At 44.6% G+C, this 17679-nt stretch carries 20 protein-coding genes; 7 read left to right on the top strand and 13 right to left on the bottom strand.

Annotated features, from left to right (window positions below):
• Position 1 precedes the first annotated feature (1 nt).
• From ABEF84_RS05970 to ABEF84_RS05925, 10 genes are all read right to left on the bottom strand, one after another.
• On the bottom strand, positions 2-646 hold the full coding sequence (locus tag ABEF84_RS05970) for a hypothetical protein (protein ID WP_347453875.1): 645 nt from the start codon (positions 644-646) through the stop codon (positions 2-4).
• A 198-nt stretch (positions 647-844) separates the two neighbouring features.
• Complete coding sequence (locus ABEF84_RS05965) at positions 845-2734, bottom strand: M48 family metalloprotease (RefSeq protein WP_347453874.1); 1890 nt, start codon at positions 2732-2734, stop codon at positions 845-847.
• Positions 2735-2825: 91 nt separating this feature from the next.
• Positions 2826-4361, bottom strand: a complete 1536-nt coding sequence (gene purF / locus ABEF84_RS05960) for an amidophosphoribosyltransferase (protein ID WP_034584148.1) — start codon at positions 4359-4361, stop codon at positions 2826-2828.
• A gap of 24 nt (positions 4362-4385) precedes the next feature.
• Positions 4386-4967 (bottom strand): CvpA family protein, encoded by a 582-nt coding sequence (locus ABEF84_RS05955; RefSeq protein WP_347453873.1) that lies wholly within the window; start codon positions 4965-4967, stop codon positions 4386-4388.
• A gap of 5 nt (positions 4968-4972) precedes the next feature.
• Positions 4973-5974 carry a quinone-dependent dihydroorotate dehydrogenase gene (locus ABEF84_RS05950; protein ID WP_347455648.1) on the bottom strand — a complete coding sequence of 334 codons (1002 nt, stop codon included), beginning with the start codon at positions 5972-5974 and terminating at the stop codon, positions 4973-4975.
• Positions 5975-6064: 90 nt separating this feature from the next.
• On the bottom strand, positions 6065-6544 hold the full coding sequence (gene gspM, locus ABEF84_RS05945; RefSeq protein WP_347453870.1) for a type II secretion system protein GspM: 480 nt from the start codon (positions 6542-6544) through the stop codon (positions 6065-6067).
• On the bottom strand, positions 6544-7683 hold the full coding sequence (gene gspL, locus ABEF84_RS05940) for a type II secretion system protein GspL (protein ID WP_347455647.1): 1140 nt from the start codon (positions 7681-7683) through the stop codon (positions 6544-6546). Before gspL ends, gspM begins: the two co-directional genes overlap by 1 nt.
• A 29-nt stretch (positions 7684-7712) precedes the next feature.
• A complete protein-coding gene (locus tag ABEF84_RS05935; RefSeq protein ID WP_347453868.1) occupies positions 7713-8168 on the bottom strand; it encodes a phosphoglycerate mutase family protein in 456 nt (151 codons plus the stop codon).
• A gap of 67 nt (positions 8169-8235) precedes the next feature.
• Positions 8236-9309, bottom strand: a complete 1074-nt coding sequence (locus ABEF84_RS05930) for an NAD(P)H-dependent glycerol-3-phosphate dehydrogenase (RefSeq protein WP_347455646.1) — start codon at positions 9307-9309, stop codon at positions 8236-8238.
• 27 nt (positions 9310-9336) lie between these two features.
• Positions 9337-9918 (bottom strand): nitroreductase family protein, encoded by a 582-nt coding sequence (locus ABEF84_RS05925; protein ID WP_347453866.1) that lies wholly within the window; start codon positions 9916-9918, stop codon positions 9337-9339.
• A gap of 261 nt (positions 9919-10179) precedes the next feature.
• Here ABEF84_RS05925 and ABEF84_RS05920 point away from each other — a divergent pair, with 261 nt between their 5' ends.
• On the top strand, positions 10180-10560 hold the full coding sequence (locus ABEF84_RS05920) for a hypothetical protein (RefSeq protein WP_347453865.1): 381 nt from the start codon (positions 10180-10182) through the stop codon (positions 10558-10560).
• Between the two features lie 57 nt (positions 10561-10617).
• Here the strand turns inward: ABEF84_RS05920 and rhlB are convergent, their stop codons facing one another.
• Both rhlB and ABEF84_RS05910 read right to left on the bottom strand, forming a co-directional pair.
• Complete coding sequence (gene rhlB, locus ABEF84_RS05915) at positions 10618-11769, bottom strand: ATP-dependent RNA helicase RhlB (RefSeq protein WP_347453864.1); 1152 nt, start codon at positions 11767-11769, stop codon at positions 10618-10620.
• A gap of 98 nt (positions 11770-11867) precedes the next feature.
• The gene (locus ABEF84_RS05910; RefSeq protein ID WP_034584177.1) at positions 11868-12083 is read right to left on the bottom strand and encodes a cold-shock protein; all 216 of its coding nucleotides are present in this window, start codon (positions 12081-12083) and stop codon (positions 11868-11870) included.
• A 381-nt stretch (positions 12084-12464) separates the two neighbouring features.
• Between ABEF84_RS05910 and ABEF84_RS05905 the strand changes: the two genes are divergently transcribed.
• From ABEF84_RS05905 to ABEF84_RS05885, 5 genes are all read left to right on the top strand, one after another.
• Positions 12465-12698: a sulfurtransferase TusA family protein gene (locus tag ABEF84_RS05905; RefSeq protein WP_347455645.1), complete on the top strand. Its 234-nt coding sequence runs from the start codon at positions 12465-12467 to the stop codon at positions 12696-12698.
• A gap of 141 nt (positions 12699-12839) precedes the next feature.
• On the top strand, positions 12840-13709 hold the full coding sequence (gene rpoH / locus ABEF84_RS05900) for an RNA polymerase sigma factor RpoH (protein WP_034588065.1): 870 nt from the start codon (positions 12840-12842) through the stop codon (positions 13707-13709).
• Between the two features lie 121 nt (positions 13710-13830).
• Positions 13831-14196, top strand: coding sequence for a DUF423 domain-containing protein (locus ABEF84_RS05895; RefSeq protein WP_347453862.1), 366 nt, complete (start codon positions 13831-13833; stop codon positions 14194-14196).
• 28 nt (positions 14197-14224) lie between these two features.
• A complete protein-coding gene (gene thiS / locus ABEF84_RS05890) occupies positions 14225-14422 on the top strand; it encodes a sulfur carrier protein ThiS (RefSeq protein WP_347453861.1) in 198 nt (65 codons plus the stop codon).
• 14 nt (positions 14423-14436) lie between these two features.
• A complete protein-coding gene (locus ABEF84_RS05885) occupies positions 14437-15219 on the top strand; it encodes a thiazole synthase (protein WP_034588070.1) in 783 nt (260 codons plus the stop codon).
• Positions 15220-15289: 70 nt separating this feature from the next.
• Here ABEF84_RS05885 and ABEF84_RS05880 read toward each other — a convergent pair whose 3' ends face one another.
• Complete coding sequence (locus tag ABEF84_RS05880) at positions 15290-15901, bottom strand: glutathione binding-like protein (RefSeq protein WP_347453860.1); 612 nt, start codon at positions 15899-15901, stop codon at positions 15290-15292.
• Between the two features lie 218 nt (positions 15902-16119).
• Between ABEF84_RS05880 and ABEF84_RS05875 the strand changes: the two genes are divergently transcribed.
• Complete coding sequence (locus ABEF84_RS05875; RefSeq protein WP_347453859.1) at positions 16120-17565, top strand: SulP family inorganic anion transporter; 1446 nt, start codon at positions 16120-16122, stop codon at positions 17563-17565.
• Positions 17566-17679 lie beyond the last annotated feature (114 nt).

The raw sequence follows: 17679 nt of genomic DNA, 5'->3' as shown, positions 1-17679 counted from the left end.
ATTATTCCATTAAGACAGGTTTGCCTTGCATAAACTGCCACAGGCGTTTTTTAAGGATCGGCTGCTCCACCATCTCCTGCAGTGAAGCCAGTTGAATAATCTTGCTATTGGAATAATGCGGAATTTTACCCAGGAAAATAATATTTTTTTCGTGACTCATGGCATCGATGAAACCCTGAATATAGGTTTCCACACCACGACCATCTTGTACATTATCCCAAGGGAACGGCCAGTTCAGCTCCGAAAATTCACATAATACCGCACGCTGGATATTGGCCCATAACTGTTGCTGTGCTTCATTTATCGTGGTGGCATCAATCACAAGGGTGCAATGTGCCAGACTGATGGCTTGTAAGCTAAATGGCTCGACATGCACCAGATCACGCAGTTCCTGCCCTTGTGCTACTACAGGTTGAACCGGCTCAGTAACCTGTTCCACCGGCGCAGGTGTAGGTACAGAATTTTCTAGAGGGATACTATCGGGTACAGATTTAGCCTTTAGCTCAGGCAAGATAATTTCACTGATGACTTCGGGCTGGGCCTGATCTCGCCAGATGGCTGGCTGGTGCGGCTGACACGGCTCTGCCCGAGGAATCCAGATATCAATTCCTAATGTTGCCAGTATGTCTCGCTGATGCCCAATCATCTTTTCTTCATCACCATTTTCAGGTCGAATATTTTAGCGGGATTCCCACTCTCTTGCCGAACTTTTTAAGTCGTTTTCTGATATTTGTCACTGAACAATTAGATGATCTCAAAATAAATCATTTTCACTAAATTTTTATATGTCACCAAGGGCCTTAAAACATCATCCAGCAATTTAGAGCTGAATACAAACTGACCACTAAATAATCATAATACTATTCTTTTTCTGCATCTGGTCAATGATTTCATCCGTTTCAAAACCAAGACGCCAGTACAATAACTCCATCACATCAAACTCATCCTGGGTGATAATCCGGTCACTCCACAGACAGACTTCAGCAACCCCTAAAATACTGAGACGATCCCGCAGCAAGAGTCCAGAAATATCATTCAGAATCTCTGCCAGATCAATCGGTTCATCTGAAATCTCAGCATACATTTCCAGTTCTTTCTGAGTCAGAATACGTTTTAAAATCCGCTCGCGTACTTCCAGCTGGTTACCACTGTTGATCTGCTGCACGTGCAACAAGGCATCAATCAAACGTACAATTTGCGGTTTCACTTCTTCCAGTGCCGTTGGGGTATGTGCCGGTAGCAGGTTTAATTCATATTTAACACATTCCAACAACAAGGCATCCAGCAAACCAATTTCACCATCTTCCTGAATGATCCGCGCCAGTTTCATCGCAAACTGGCGTGCTACGGTGGTTGGCATACCCCCAATATTTTTTACTGCCTGACGAAAAATCGAGATATGTACTCGCCCATCCAAATTTAATAAGGAATCAACAATCGCGCGGCTAACTTCTGCTTCAGTCGGGATAAATTCACGATATTGGCGGATCATCAGAATCGCCACCATGACTTCTCGTGAACCAGTTGCGGTTTGTAAGGCGCGTGCGATCAGTTCCGGGCGTGGGGTATTGGCCCGGTTTTCAGGATTTAGTGGCTTGATCGCATCTTTCAAGGCAAAACTGATGGGAGACAGACGCAATAATGGCAATGGCTGCGGCGAACTCCAAGTGGAAACATTATTGACTGCAACTTCTTCCAGGGAACGGAATAGGCTAAATAAAGGCTGATTCTTGAGCTTTTTCAGGTTTTCCAGCTGCAGGTCTTGGATCAGCGATGGATTAAGCTCATAAATCCGTTTTTCAATACTCGGATGGATATTCAACCAGTTTTGTGGACTTAATGAGTTGGCAAAACACATATGTGAAATGGATTCAGCATATTCACTATGAATCTGCGAGCCGGAATGGTGTACATAAATCCGTAGCAGCGTTTGCACGTTGGCATCATTCTGAATCAGCCGACGGGTTTTCTTGTCATTTTTATAAGTACGCCCACCCAAGGAAATAAACTTGATAAACCGGCTAATTAAAACACCGAGACTCCCAATCAGCCAGATAACCGCACCAATCGAAACATAAAGCGTTTCAAACTTGTTCTCAGCAGGCTGGCCAAGACGATAGAAGCCTTTTTTGGCAATCTTGCTGCCCCACTGACTAAAGGTGGTCAAGCTGCTATATAAGATTTTTAACCGGGTATTTTCAGCAGCTTCACCAGACAGAATCTTGTTAAATTCATGACTGAGCAGCCCATACAGTTCAAGCTCATCCAGATTCTGCAAGGCTCCCCAAGTCAGAATAATCGCAGTATTACTTGGATTAAAACCTGCCGTCAGCGCATTTACCCCGACTTCATCTGGTAACACATAGACTGCCGGTGTCTCAATCAAAAAAGTATCTGCTAACTGTTCGGTAATTTTCAGGGCAGCACTTTCTTCAGGCACACTTTCAATTAAGCTAAGACGACGTGCTCCCATCTGCCGGGCTAAGGAATAGCCCCCAGCACGAAATACATAAAACTCATAGATTACCGAGATTGCCATAATCAGGCTGACCAGGGTAATCAGATAGGGACTCAGGAAATGCCAGTAAATCGATTGGGTAGGATCAAGATAAAAAACAAATAAGCCCACCACCGTATTGATGATGAAAATGGTTAGTAGTACAGCAAGCAAACAGAAACTGGCTGGCCATAACATATTTTTATTTTTAACAAACACGTATCCTACGCTGCTCAATGCCTCACCCTGATCACATTGTTTTTTAGCTTTGGCCCCATCATAAATGAAAAAAGCGGGAAATTCCCGCTTTTTTCATGAATTTAGCAGCTTAGACTTCACGTACACCGCTCAGGTCAACCGAAGCCGCATCGATATTCACATCGATAAACTTGTCACCTTTTTTTGCACCATCATTACGCTTCTGCTCAAGATCGTTCAGATATTGTTCATCAATGCTACCTGCCACATAGATACCATCAAATACCGAACAGTCAAACTCACGCAGATGTGGCACTTTCTTGGTACGTACGGCATCTTTCAGGTCTTCCAGATCTTGGAAAATCAGACGGTCAGCACCGATGATTTCACGAATTTCTTCTACGCTGCGTTCAGATGCGATCAGCTCAGATTTCGCTGGCATATCAATACCGTACACGTTTGGATATTTCACCATTGGCGCAGCAGAAGCGAAGAATACTTTTTTCGCGCCGGCATCACGCGCCATCTGGATGATTTCGTTACAAGTGGTACCACGCACAATCGAGTCATCAACAAGAAGGACATTTTTGCCCTGGAATTCCAGCTCAACCGGGTTCAGTTTCTGGCGTACTGATTTTTTACGCAGTTGCTGACCTGGCATAATAAAGGTACGGCCAATATAACGGTTTTTCATGAAACCTTCACGGAATTTCACGCCTAAGGTATTGGCTAGTTCCAGTGCAGAAGTACGTGAAGTATCCGGAATTGGAATTACCACATCGATATCATGTTCATCACCCCACTCACGCAGGATTTTTTGCGCCAGTTTCTCACCCATTTTCAGACGGGCTTTATAGACTGAAATACCGTCAATGGTGGCATCTGGGCGCGCGAAATACACATATTCAAAGATACATGGACGATATTGTGGATTTGCAGCACATTGCTTAGTGAAGAAGTTACCGTTTGAGTCGATAAATACCGCTTCACCTGGCTCGATATCACGTTCAACTTTAAAGCCTAGCGCGGTAATCGCAACCGATTCGGACGCAATGATATATTCCATGCCCTGTTCAGTTTCACGAGAACCGTAGATCAATGGACGAATCCCATTTGGATCACGGAAGCCTACCAGACCTTGACCAGTAATCATGGCAACCACGGCATAACCACCTTTGCAGCGTTCATGTACGCGGGTGACTGCATGGAAAATATCCTCAGAAGTCGGTACCAGTTTGCCGCGTTTTTGCAGTTCGTGTGCTAATACGTTCAGCAATACTTCAGAGTCAGAATCGGTGTTCATGTGACGCAGGTCAGTCTTGAATAGGTCATCATGAATTTCTTCAGCATTGGTCAAGTTACCGTTATGCGCCAGTGTAATACCGTACGGTGAGTTGACATAGAACGGCTGAGCTTCGGCACTGCTTGAAGTACCCGCAGTTGGGTAACGCACATGGCCAATACCGTAATTACCTTGTAATGCACGCATATGACGGGTATGGAATACATCACGAACCATACCAACATCTTTACGTAGGAACAGGCGGCCTTCCTGACATGTCACAATCCCAGCTGCATCCTGTCCACGATGTTGTAACATCGTTAATGCATCAAACAACATTTGGTTAACAGGTGATTTACCAGCTATACCAACCACTCCACACATAGCAACCTCGCAGACAAGCTAGGATTAATAAAAAGGATTATTTGTAGATTCAGCCGAGGACTTTCCTTTGACAGGATGCCCAGCTGATGCATCTGAAGACTGGCTTGAATCTTCAGACTTGATATGTTGTAAGGCTCCGTTTGTAGCATCCTTGGACAACTGAGTCGCCCACGGCGCATACGGCAGAAAAGTCTGAACCATTTTCGACTGTTTCCAGTGCGGCGAACTTTCTACCCATGGACCAATGCCCTGCATGGTAATCAAAATGATCAACAGGCCTTTCAGACTACCAAAGACACCACCGGCCAGACGGTTTAAAGGCCCCAGTTTCAGGGTCTTTAAGATACGGTTGAGCAAATAGGTCACAATCCAGGTCAGCACCACAATCATCAGGACGATGAAAGCAAATGCTGCAATCTTCTGTACTACTGGATCTGTACTGAGAGAGACCATGGAGGGCGCAAGTAGCGTCGAATATTTCGCAGCAACAATCAGTGCAAAAATCCATCCCGCTAAGTTCGCAAAGGCTTTAATCAATCCTTGACGCAAACCGTTTAGCCCTCCAATGAGCAAGATGATCAGTAAAAAGATGTCAATGGCGGTCATGGAATTCAGAATGCGTCAATGCAGTCTTTAACAAGCTTCGGCCCTGTATATATGAGGCCAGAATAGACTTGTACAAGGGTAGCACCCGCCTGCTTTTTGGCAGCAGCATCGGCACCGGAAAGAATACCACCCACACCAATCAATGGAATCTGCCCTTGCAGAATGTCTGCAAACGCTTTCAAGCAAGCTGTACTTTTCTCAAATACTGGCGCACCAGACAGACCGCCAGCTTCTTCAGCGTGTTCCAGACCTTCTACACCTTCACGGGACAAGGTTGTATTGGTCACAATCAGACCGTCAATTTTATATTGCATTAATTGCTGGGCAATGAATGCAATATCTTCAGCTTCTAGGTCTGGCGCAACTTTAAGTACCAGAGGTACATAATGCTGGTTTTCTTGAGCAAGCTCAAGCTGACGGTTTTTGAGCGTTTCCAGCAACTGGGTGAGCGCATCACCACTTTGCAAGCTACGCAGGTTTTTTGTGTTGGGAGAGGAAATATTAACAGTAATATAGGAAGCGTAATTATAAACCTTTTCCAGACAGATCAAATAGTCGTCAGCGGCATTTTCAACGGGAGTCGTCGCATTTTTGCCGATATTAATCCCAAGAACACCTTTGAATTTTGCCGCTTTGACGTTTTCAATCAATTGATCCACACCATCATTATTGAAACCCATACGGTTAATAATGGCTTTAGCCTGAGGCAGACGAAATAAACGCGGTTGTGGATTGCCAGGTTGAGGATGCGGAGTCACGGTACCAATTTCAATAAAACCAAAACCCTGACTGGCAAGGGCATCAATATAGGCACCATTTTTGTCCAAACCTGCTGCCAAACCAACCGGATTCGGGAATTCAATTCCCATACAGGTCACTGGTTTAGAAGCAACATTTTGACGCATCATCCCCATGGCATGGGAAGATTTCAACAGTGATAGTGTCAGCTCATGTGCACGCTCTGGTGCTAAAGAAAACAACAAAGGGCGGGCTAGAGAATACAACATATCGAGAAAAGTCTACTGCTTTCTAAGTCGGCATATTATAGTCACAGCCCGGTAAAAAAACCATGCTTTGCAAATCTTTATTTTTACCGTTTACATGACAGTCGCTGTTAGTTTAATCTGCCCGGCATCGCTGATAAGTTCCATTTTTTCAACACTTAAGCCACTCTGCGCCAGCTGGGTCAGGAAATTTGCCAACACTGCATAATTCTCATGACTCACATTTAGTAATATTTTATCGTCCTGCTGCTGCGATGAAACTGACAATCCCTGCTGCTGTGCTGCCCGCTGAACTTTCTCGGCAGCATCCAGTTGCAGATCACCAGCCGGTTTCATGCTGGCTGCATTGCTCTGCATCCAGACAATCGTGTCTTTTAAAGTATTCAGGCGTTTTTGCTGGGTCTCTGCTGCTTGGTGCATATAGAACAGGGCTGAACCGACAGCTGCCACCAACACAAAAATGGTCGCAAAAATCACCATATAGCGTTCGCGCGCACTCAGACTATCCAGATAGTCACTGATGCGCTCAATCTGCTGATCCATTCGGGTCTGAATATTTTCAATCATGCTCATTATTGTATTCTCACCGATCCGACTGCACCTGCAGCATTGGCCTGAACATTTCCTAATTCCACTTTCATGCCCTGTTGTGCCAGCTGACGCGTCAAGGTACTAAATGCATCCGGTGATTGAGCTTGTAGCTCCATGCTTAAAGTAGAAGATTCATAATTTACACGCTGTGCCACCATCTGGTTCTGCATCAGCACTGGTCCAATCCGGCTGATCAGGTCAAAAGACTGGGTATTGGCAGACTGATTCAGGCGCAACTGCCCTTCAAACTGACTTTTGATATTCTGTTCCGTCACCGGGAAATTCTGGCCGAACCAGTATTTAAACTGATCTACGGCTTGTGCCGCAGTCTGGTTGGCAATTTTCTTGTATTGATACCAGCGTACTGCATCATAACTAAACTGCAGTGCCAAAATACCCAGGAATACGGCTGCACAGGCTTTCCAATAACTAGAGACTGGAGCCCCAGATTTTGCTTTAGGCAAGACATTAAAGGGATGTGCTTTCGGCTTTTTCAGCTTAGGGATACTGTATTGAAAAGATTTAATCTGATCATGCGTCGCGACTGATTCCAGACTACGCAACTGGTCATTGCTCAGGCCACTGACCTGATAGCTAACATCCTTCGGCTGATAATCCAGATACAGACTCAGGTCATCAACCGAATGCCCCACATATTCCGCCTCGCGCACCAGCAACTGGTCGCCAATGTTTGCGATCATACGTTGGTTTTCAGCAGGAATAGGTAAGACCAGAAAATCTGGCAATAAGGCAGTGACTTTGACCGGTAACAGATGCAATGCATGCTGCATGGTTTCAACCGCAGAATTAGCAATCCCGAGAACGGTCAATTGATCTGGCTGCTGGAAATAATGCAGTACTTTCATCGCATCAACTGGTAGAATGATATATTCCTCCAACAGATACTTGATCGCGTCCTGCCCCATTTTCTTGTACTGGGCTTTAGGCATTGTCTGCTGCAAAATCTGCACATGACGGCTCGGGAAGAAAACTGTCGCTTCTTCACCATGATGCCCCTGGATATCCTGAATCAGTTGTTCCAGCGTCGCGGAACTTTTCCAGAATTCCCCATCTGACCATTGCCAAACCCCATTGGCTTCTGGCATCCATAAATACAACATTGATTAAGTTCTGCCGTTTTAATAGTTTTTTATACTGTTGGAATAAAGCTTTTTTGCTGGATCGATAAACCTGCCGCAATCACAGCCTGATCATAAATCCGAGCTTCTGCCAAATGAAAAGGATGGAAGTTTTCTTCGGTCAAAATTGAAGCAATGTGCGCCACCACATTCATATGACACACCACCACAATCGACTCATACGGTAGATGTGACAGCCATTCCACTGCAACCTTGGCATCATCATCCGGTTTAATGGTATTACAGATGACTACTGGTACATCATTAAAATAAGCCTGCAGATGTGATAGTGTTTCCTGAGCACGCAGCAACGGACTCACCACAAACACTTCCGGCTTGATCACATCCTTTAAATATTGCGCTGTCTGCTCTGCCTGCAAATGCCCGCGCTCAGTCAATGAACGCTTTGTATCATTGCCATTGACTGGTGCAGCTGCTTCGCCATGACGTACCAGTGTCAGTTGCATACCATTTCCCTGTTTGGTTTATCTATGATCACGAATTAAACGTGATCATCATGTTTTCTCTTATAAATCAGACTTGCTGATGTGGCAAGACAAATTCCACATCACTGCGATGACCGTTCTTCATCAAGGACACGGCAATACTCATTGGTGGTGCGCCTTCAAAGATCACTGCGTACAGAGCACAGGTAATTGGCATATACACATCCAGCTCTTCCGCACGTGCCTTGACCTGCACAATAGTGTTGATCCCTTCCGCGGTCTGACCGAGCTCAGTTGTCGCTTGTTCTAAAGTTTTGCCTTTACCCAGTGCATAACCGACCTGATAATTACGGCTTAGTGGGCTGTTACAGGTTGCAAATAAATCGCCCACCCCAGACAATCCTAAGAACGTTAACGGGTTAGCGCCAAGCTTCACCGCAAAACGGCTCATTTCTGCCAGCGCACGGGTCAGGATCATACTCCTGGTGTTTTCACCGACGTTATAGGCAGCAGCCATACCCATCGCCACAGCATAGATATTTTTTAGCGCACCACCTAGCTCGACACCATTAACATCATCACTGGCAAAGACGCGGAACAAAGCACTATGCAATGCTTGCTGTACCGCATAACGTACCAACTCGGATTTACTGGCAATGACCGTACCCGCTGGTTGACCTGCGACAATTTCTTTCGCCAGGTTTGGACCAGATAGCACACCATACGGCACTTCTGGCAATTCTTCGCGAATGATGTCACTCATAAAGCTGAAAGTTTTTGCTTCAATACCTTTAGTTAAGGAAATAACCGCCTGTGAGGTAATATAAGGCTTGATCTGTTTGATCACATCGCGGAAAGAATGACTCGGAATCGCCACCAGAATAATGTCACGGTCACGTACCGCTTTTTCTAGATCAGAAACGGCTAATAATGCTGATTCCAGCTGGAAATCAGGCAAATAACGTTTGTTGATATGCGTCGCATTGATATCTGCTGCCGTCGCTTCATCACGGATCCAGATCATGGTGTCACAGCCATTGCGCACTGCAGTATTGGCCATCGCGGTACCAAAACTGCCACCACCGAGTACTGTTACACGCAATGCTGTTTTGCGGTCAATTTCTACTGGCTCGACCAGATCTGAAAATTTTAATTCTGACATGGAGTTTAAATATCCTTCTTCAGCCCATTAGTGGGATGGATTCCACGGGCTGACAAATTCTGCTGTATGAATTTCTGCACGTGGCGCAATACTTTTCGCGGCTGTACCAATATAAATGATGCCTGAAACCAGATCATCCCCGGAAATGCCTAAGGCTTTTTTGAAGTATTGTGATTCTACGACTGCCCCACTACGCCACATGGTCGAAAAACCTTGCGCTTGTAACGACAACAGGAAATTCTGGATCGCCGCACCAGAACTCAAAATCTGTTCAAAATGCGGTACTTTTGGATGCTCTTTCAGACGAGTCAAAGCGACCACTAGTAAAGGCGCACGAAAAGGATGGTTTTTGACGCGTTCGATTTGTGCCGCCTCCGTCTGACCTAAATCGATTAATGCTTGAGATAGCAATTCACCAAAAGCTTCGCGCTGATCTTCTGGAATAATTAAAAATTCCGTAGGTTTTAAACGGTGATGATCGGGAGCGGTAAGTGCGGCTTGAAAGGCTTTTTCCAGCTGTTCTGCATTTGGTGCTGGTGCCACCAGGTGACCAATAGATTGACGTTGATGAATATTTTGATGAACGATTTCGATCGCTGATTCGGTCATTGCCTTATATTTCTATACTTAAAAACTATGCTCAAGATTAGCATATTCATGCGATTATTCTCTATATGTGGGATTTTTTATTGCTGCTCGCATTATGTTATTTTGTAGAACTAACCCGATCTTTGTACTGGATTGATGTTTTATTCAACAGTACTGACATTGTGCTTACTGAAAGTTGCCAAACTTATACAAGCCCTCCAAATTCTCAAGATTATTATGTGATGAATTAAACGATTATCTGAACTTGATGAGTTTAACAACATGAAAAATATACTGACCATGGGTGCAGCTTTGGCGACTGCACTGGCTTTGACCGCATGTAGTTCTAATCCGACCAATACCACTGCAATCCAAAAAGAAAACAACCAGTTTGAAGTGACTGGTCTTGGTAAAACCCAAGTCATTGCAAAAAATAATGCAGTGAACGCCGCTTCTAAAACCTGTGGTTCTCGCGCAACCCCAATTATTGTCGACGAACAGTCTACTTATGATGGCGCACTGAAAGGTGTCGTGGATGAACAAACCGGTCAGATGATTCAGGCAGCAGCCAAAGTACTCAGCAATATTGCAGGTACAGGCAATAACATCAATTCAGATGACGACTATCAAACTACGCTGACTTTCCGTTGCCAATCGAACTAAGTTTTCGATAGGCCATAAAAAACCGCTCAATCGAGCGGTTTTTTTATTGGCTGGAAATTAGCAATAACCTTCCAGTCGGGTCAGTGGTAATTTCTGACCAATCGCTTTTTCAATTTCTGGCAGATAGAACGCATCATCTTCGGACAAGAAGCTGATACTCACACCACGGGTTCCGGCACGACCGGTACGGCCAATACGGTGTACATAGTCATCGGATTGTTCTGGCAGAGTAAAGTTCACCACATGTGATACACCGTCGACATGAATACCACGACCCGCAACATCGGTTGCGATCATGATGTTGTGCTTGCCATTCTTAAACTGATCTAGCATTTTTAAACGCTTGTCTTGGGCGATTTCACCAGACAGCATTACGACTTTATAACCATCTTTTTTCAGGTGGTCATACAACTTACGCACCTGATCACGACGATTGGCGAAGATCATCACTTTCTCGATCGGTTCATCACGCAGGATATCCTGAAGCAGTTTGTATTTGTCGGCTTTCGCAACCATATAAACGCGCTGTTCTACATCGGCATTGGTTTTCTTTTCCGGCTCGATTTCAACAGTTACCGGTTCAAACAGCCATTGTTGTGCCAGATTTAGTACGTCATAGCTAAAGGTTGCCGAGAACATCAAGGTTTGACGCTGTTCTTTGCGTGGCGAGAAACGCACGATACGTTTTACTGATGGGATAAAGCCCATATCCAGCAAACGGTCAGCTTCATCAATCACCAGGAATTCGATCAGATCAAGCCAGACTTCTTTCTGTTCGACAAAGTCAATCAGTCGACCTGGAGTTGCCACCATAATATCGACCGGCGCTTTATCCAGTTGCGCTTTCTGTTTATCGAAATCTACACCACCCACCAGCGTTACCACACTTAAGTCGGTGTATTTGGTCAACTCCAGCGCATCACTTTCGATTTGAAGTGCCAGCTCACGGGTCGGCGCCAGAATCAGGGCACGTGGCTCACCACGATAGCGCTGTTCTTTCACCGGATTATTGAGCAGGTCGTTAATCACACTGATCAGGAAAGCTGCAGTTTTACCTGTACCTGTTTGAGCACGGCCAATAGCATCATGTCCTGCAAGTGTGAACTTCAGAACCTTCTGCTGGATGGGCGTCATGCTGGTAAAGCCCAAGGCATCAATCGCTTTTTTTAGATTGGGATGTAAATTTAAGGTCTCAAAACCAGAAGACATATAGCACTGCTCAAATTGAAGGGTCTTTACGATATTGCCTAGTATAAACAAAAAACGCCCCAATTTACATTGGAGCGTTTTCGAACTGAATCCGAAGATTAGTCAAGTGTCTGCACTTCTTCAGCTTGGAAGCCTTTTTGGCCTTTTACAACGCTGAATTCAACACGTTGGCCGTCACGTAGTGAACGGTGGCCTTCGCCAAGAATTGCACGGAAGTGAACAAATACGTCGTCACCGCCATTACGTTGAATAAAACCAAAACCTTTAGTGTCGTTGAACCACTTAACTACGCCTTGTTCGCGAGCAGCTGTCATAAGTCAATCCTCATTGTAACTAAGAGAAGGACCACCCGGTGTTGCAAACAGCAGACCAAACAAGTTTGAAAATATTATTTTTAAGCTTGTAATCATTCTGTAAAACTATTAACAAAATCCCGGTTACATCCATTTTGTTATAGGGCGAAAAACAACGTGTTTGTTTATCTAAAATCCTACTAACCCATCGAGCTTAACATGGGTTTCTGACAATTAATAGCCTTTTTTTAGGTTTGTTCTAATTGATTTCGCTATTTTTTCAGAAATTTGCATAAGGTTTTTTTAATGATAATTTCGTTTGAATTTTTTTAAAAAAGTTGGGATTTGGCATCCTATTTGCTAATATTTAAAGCCTTTTTTAGGTTGAATGAATTTACGGAAATGAGTGATACTGCAGGTCAGATTCGCACCATTTATGCTATGGGCAAACCCTGTCCAATGCCATTACTGATGTTAAAGCGAGCACTGAAAAGTTACCCGGGTGAAACCTTTCTGTTGAAGTCATCCGATCCGCATAGTCAGGTCGATGTTTCGCGTTACTGCGAGATTCACCAACTGAAGTATGAATTGAAACAAATTTCCGACGTGGAGTTTCACTACTTAATTGAATCCTAAAAATTTTCAATTAAACTGTTTATCTCCATATTTGCAAAAAAGTTTACATTTCTCTACCCAAACATCCATCATTTGATTGAAGATTGGATTAAGATAAATCATAGATTTGGGAATGATCCCGTTATTCCTCAAGGAGAACACATGAGTGACAGCAGCAATCAATTGATGCCCCTGTCATTATCGGCGCCAGGTGTCAATCTCGGTGCTTATATTAGTACTGTCAATCAGATTCCTATTTTAACTGCCGAACAAGAAAAAGAGTTGGCAGACCGATATTTCTATGACCAGGACCTGGACGCAGCAAAAATGCTGGTGATGTCCCACCTGCGTTTTGTTGTACATATTGCACGTAGTTATGCAGGTTATGGCCTGCCTCAAGGTGACCTGATTCAGGAAGGCAACCTTGGTTTAATGAAAGCGGTAAAACGCTTTGACCCGAATATGGGTGTCCGTCTGGTTTCCTTTGCCGTGCACTGGATTAAGGCGGAAATCCACGAATATGTGATTCGTAACTGGCGTATTGTTAAAATTGCGACCACCAAAGCACAGCGTAAACTGTTCTTTAACTTACGTAGCCTGAAAAAATCTTCTAAAAAGCTCACTCTTGAAGAAGCGCAATCGATTGCCAATGACCTGAATGTGACTCCTGAACAGGTGCTGGAAATGGAAGGCCGTCTGACGGCTTATGATGCAGCATTCGAAGCTTCCGGTGATGATGACGATGAAGGTTCAGGTCATGTCGCTCCAGCTTTGTATCTGGAAGATAACCGTTATGATCCGGCACGTCTGATTGAAAATGAAGACTATGAGGAACAAAGTACCGCTGCCCTGCATGATGCGATGGAACAGCTGGACGACCGTTCACGCAACATCCTGCAACGTCGCTGGTTAGATGATGAGAAATCTACCCTGCATGAACTGGCTGCTGAATATAATGTTTCCGCTGAACGGATTCGTCAGCTGGAAAAGAATGCCATGGAAAAAATTAAAATCGCCATGTCTTCCAACTAAGCGTTACACAACTGATCAAAAAGCCTTCAGAGATGAAGGCTTTTTTGTCTTTTAATGCCGTGTCTCGAAAGCCGCTTTTATGCTAAGGTAAAGCGCAAAATTTACAGGAAGATCAGTTCAGATGTGGATTGCGATTTCAGCGATTAACCTGGCACTTGCCGTAATGCTGGGCGCTTTTGGCGCACATGGTTTAAAAGCCCGTGCCACTGAAGCTCAACTGGCCTGGTGGCAGACTGCGACCGATTACTTTTTCTATCATGCTCTAGGTTTATTACTGTTGGGGATTATGGCAAAAGTCATTCCAGAATTGCCATTCAAGCCAAGCTTTGTCCTGATTCAGTTGGGCATTCTATTCTTTAGTGGCTCACTGTATATGATGGCACTAGGCCTACCGCGTGGTTTAGGGGCAATCACCCCGATCGGTGGAGCACTGATGATTGCAGGCTGGCTGGTGCTGGCATGGAACGCATTCAAACACATCAAATAACAACGGGTCACGTTCAGAGGATGCCAAAATGAACATTTATATCAATGGCGAACAACAACAGACCGACTGCAAGACCTTGATGGATCTGATCCAGAGTCTGGCACTTGAGGGTAAGCGCTATGCCGTTGAAGTCAACGAAATGATCATCCCTAAAAGCAGACTGGCTGAAACGCCGATCTGCGAAGCAGACAAAATAGAAATCATTCACGCTGTCGGTGGCGGCTAAAGCTCGGAAACACTATGCAAGATTTACTACAAATTGGTTCACGCCAATTCCAGTCACGTCTGTTAGTTGGTACAGGCAAATACAAAGACCTTCAGGAAACCGAACAGGCCATTCAAGCCAGTGGTGCTGAAATCGTCACAGTGGCGATTCGCCGGGTCAATATCGGTCAGCATCCGGATCAGCCGAATCTGCTTTCCGTGATTCCACCAGAGAAATACACCATTCTGCCAAATACCGCGGGCTGCTTTGATGCCAACAGTGCGGTGCGTACCTGCATGCTAGCACGTGAACTGCTCGATGGTCATAATCTGGTGAAACTGGAAGTATTGGGGGATGAAAAGACTTTATATCCAAACATCACCGAAACTTTGAAAGCGGCCCGCACTCTGATTGATGATGGCTTTGAGATCATGGTCTACACCTCGGATGACCCGATTGTGGCGCAGGAACTAGAAAGCATGGGTTGTGTGGCGATTATGCCTTTGGGCAGCCTAATCGGTTCAGGCTTAGGGATTCTGAATCCGCATACCATTTCCATTATTAAAGAAAATGCCAAAGTTCCAGTCTTGGTCGATGCCGGTGTCGGAACTGCCAGTGATGCAGCCATTGCCATGGAACTGGGTTGCGACGGCGTACTGATGAACACAGCCATTGCTGCTGCACAGAATCCGGTACTCATGGCCTCTGCCATGCGTAAAGCGGTTGAAGCAGGTCGTGAAGCTTTCCTTGCGGGTCGTATGCCACGTAAGCGTATGGCCAATGCCAGCTCGCCAGAAACCGGTTATTTCTTTAAATAATTTTTTAAAGCGAAATCATGCCCAAAAATAAAGGACTCAATTGAGTCCTTTATTTTTTTCGAATTATAAATTAAGGAATCAGACCTTCATCACGCATCGCGATCTGTACAGACTGACGTTCAGCCACTTTATTACGCAGTGCAATAATATTCTTGTATGGGCTTAAGTCATGACCGATATGGTTCGACCAGTTGGTCAGTACAAACAGGTAGGCATCTGCCGGACCAAAGTTGTCATCGACCAGATAATCATTGTCTGACTCACCAATCTGTTTATCGATATAACTTAACAGACGGTCAATCTCTGCATAGCCTTTTTTCTTGGCTTCTTCATCTAATGGTGCACCGAAGAAAACCGCATAAGCATCATGCAATTCCGAGTTCAGGTACCCCAGCCATTCCAGTACTTTGGCACGTCCCATACCTGATGGCGGAATCAGATCTTGTTTTGGATCGTGTTGCGCCAAGAATGGCAGGATTGCGACGTTTTCGGTCAGCATCAGCCCCGGGTTAATTTCTAATGCAGGTACATAACCCTTCGGATTGATTTCGTAATAATCCTCGCCTTTCTCAGTTTTATGTGTTTTTAAATCAACACGTTCCAAATCAAAATCGACATTAATTTCATTTAAAATAATATGTGCTGCCAACGAGCATGCACCAGGTGCATAGTAAAGCTTCATTTCTGATCCTTGTTATCTACTTCTCAATGTTTTAAATCGCTTCCAACAAACTTTCAAGTGATCAAACCTGTAAATTGCAAAAAAGCGTAACTGCCGCCGAAAGACATTTACTCCTTCAATATTGAGTATATTCAGGGCATTTTCAAGTCATTCTTGTGTGGATTTTTAAATCAGGACGATTAAGATACGCAGGGTTTAAAATGAAATGATGAAATTCTGTGATAAGTCTGAAAAAAGAGGAATGGTTTTCCAATATTCGCACCGATGTCCTGGCTGGACTGGTGGTGGGTTTGGCGCTGATTCCTGAATCTATTGCTTTTTCTGCCATCGCTGGCGTTGACCCTCAAGTGGGTCTGTATGCTTCTTTCTGTATTGCAGTATCCATCGCTTTCTTTGGAGGTCGTCCAGCCATGATCTCGGCAGCGACTGGTGCTATGGCTTTGCTAATGATTACCTTGGTCAAAGAACATGGTCTGCAATATCTGCTGGCTGCAACAGTACTCACTGGAATTATTCAAGTGATTGCTGGATCATTTAAAGTCGCTAAATTAATGCGTTTTGTCTCGCAATCGGTCGTCTATGGCTTCCTGAATGCACTAGCGATCCTGATTTTTATCGCTCAGATTCCGGAAATGCAGAAAATGGATACAACAGGTTATCTGTTTGTAGTCATCGGCTTGGCGATTATCTATTTGTTTCCTTATCTGCCGAAAATCGGTAAGGCTATTCCCTCGCCACTGATCTGTATTATTGTACTGAGTGGACTGGCCATGCTGTTGGGGGCCGATATGCGTACCGTCAGTGATCTGGGCCATTTCCCGGATACTTTGCCAGTGTTCTTGATTCCAGAAATTCCACTGAATTTTGAAACTCTACAGATCATTTTTCCTTATTCAGTAACACTGGCAACTGTGGGCCTGCTTGAAACCATGATGACCACCACAGTAATTGATGAAGTCACTGAGACTGAAGGCAACCGACATCAGGAATGCCGTGGTCAGGGTATGGCGAATATTGTCAGCGGTTTTATGGGCGGGATGGCAGGCTGTGCCATGATTGGTCAGTCGATCATTAATGTTTCTTCTGGTGCGCGTACCCGTCTTTCTACACTGGTGGCAGGGGTGTTTCTGCTCTGTCTGGTGGTGTTCCTGAAAGATTGGCTGGCTTATATTCCGATGGCAGCACTGGTCGCGATTATGATCATGGTGTCATTTACCACCTTCCAATGGGGTGCAATTAAGCAATTTGGCAAGCATCCGCTTGCTTTTAACGTGGTAATGATTGCCGTAGTGCTGGTGGTATTAGCAACGCATAACCTGGCACTCGGTGTATTGATAGGTGTGGTTCTTTCTGCCCTGTTCTTTATTAACAAGCTAGAAAATACGGTTCATGTTGATACCCATCTGATTGATGAAAATTCACGTCGCTATGTGATTTCCGGGCAGATTTTCTTTAGCAGTTCAGACCGCTTCTATCAGTTCTTTGACTTTAAGGAAAAAGTGAAAAAGGTCGAGCTGGATCTGACCCATGCACATATCTGGGATGTAACCTCAGTCAACATGTTTAATAATGTAGTGCAGAAATTCAAGGCTCAAGGAATAGATGTACAGGTAATTGGACTCAATGAAGCCAGCAGTACGTTAGTCGATCGTTACCAGACCTGATTAGAAATCATATTCAGTAAAAGGGCCAATTGGTCCTTTTATTTTACCTGCCTTTTACTGAAGCTCTATTTTTAATAGTGAATTCCCGAGAAAAGTTTGACTTGCACCGCTCAG

The organism is Acinetobacter sp. ANC 7912, assembly GCF_039862785.1.
Taxonomy (GTDB): Bacteria; Pseudomonadota; Gammaproteobacteria; order Pseudomonadales; family Moraxellaceae; genus Acinetobacter; species Acinetobacter thermotolerans.
This window is presented reverse-complemented; position numbering and strand designations above follow the sequence as displayed.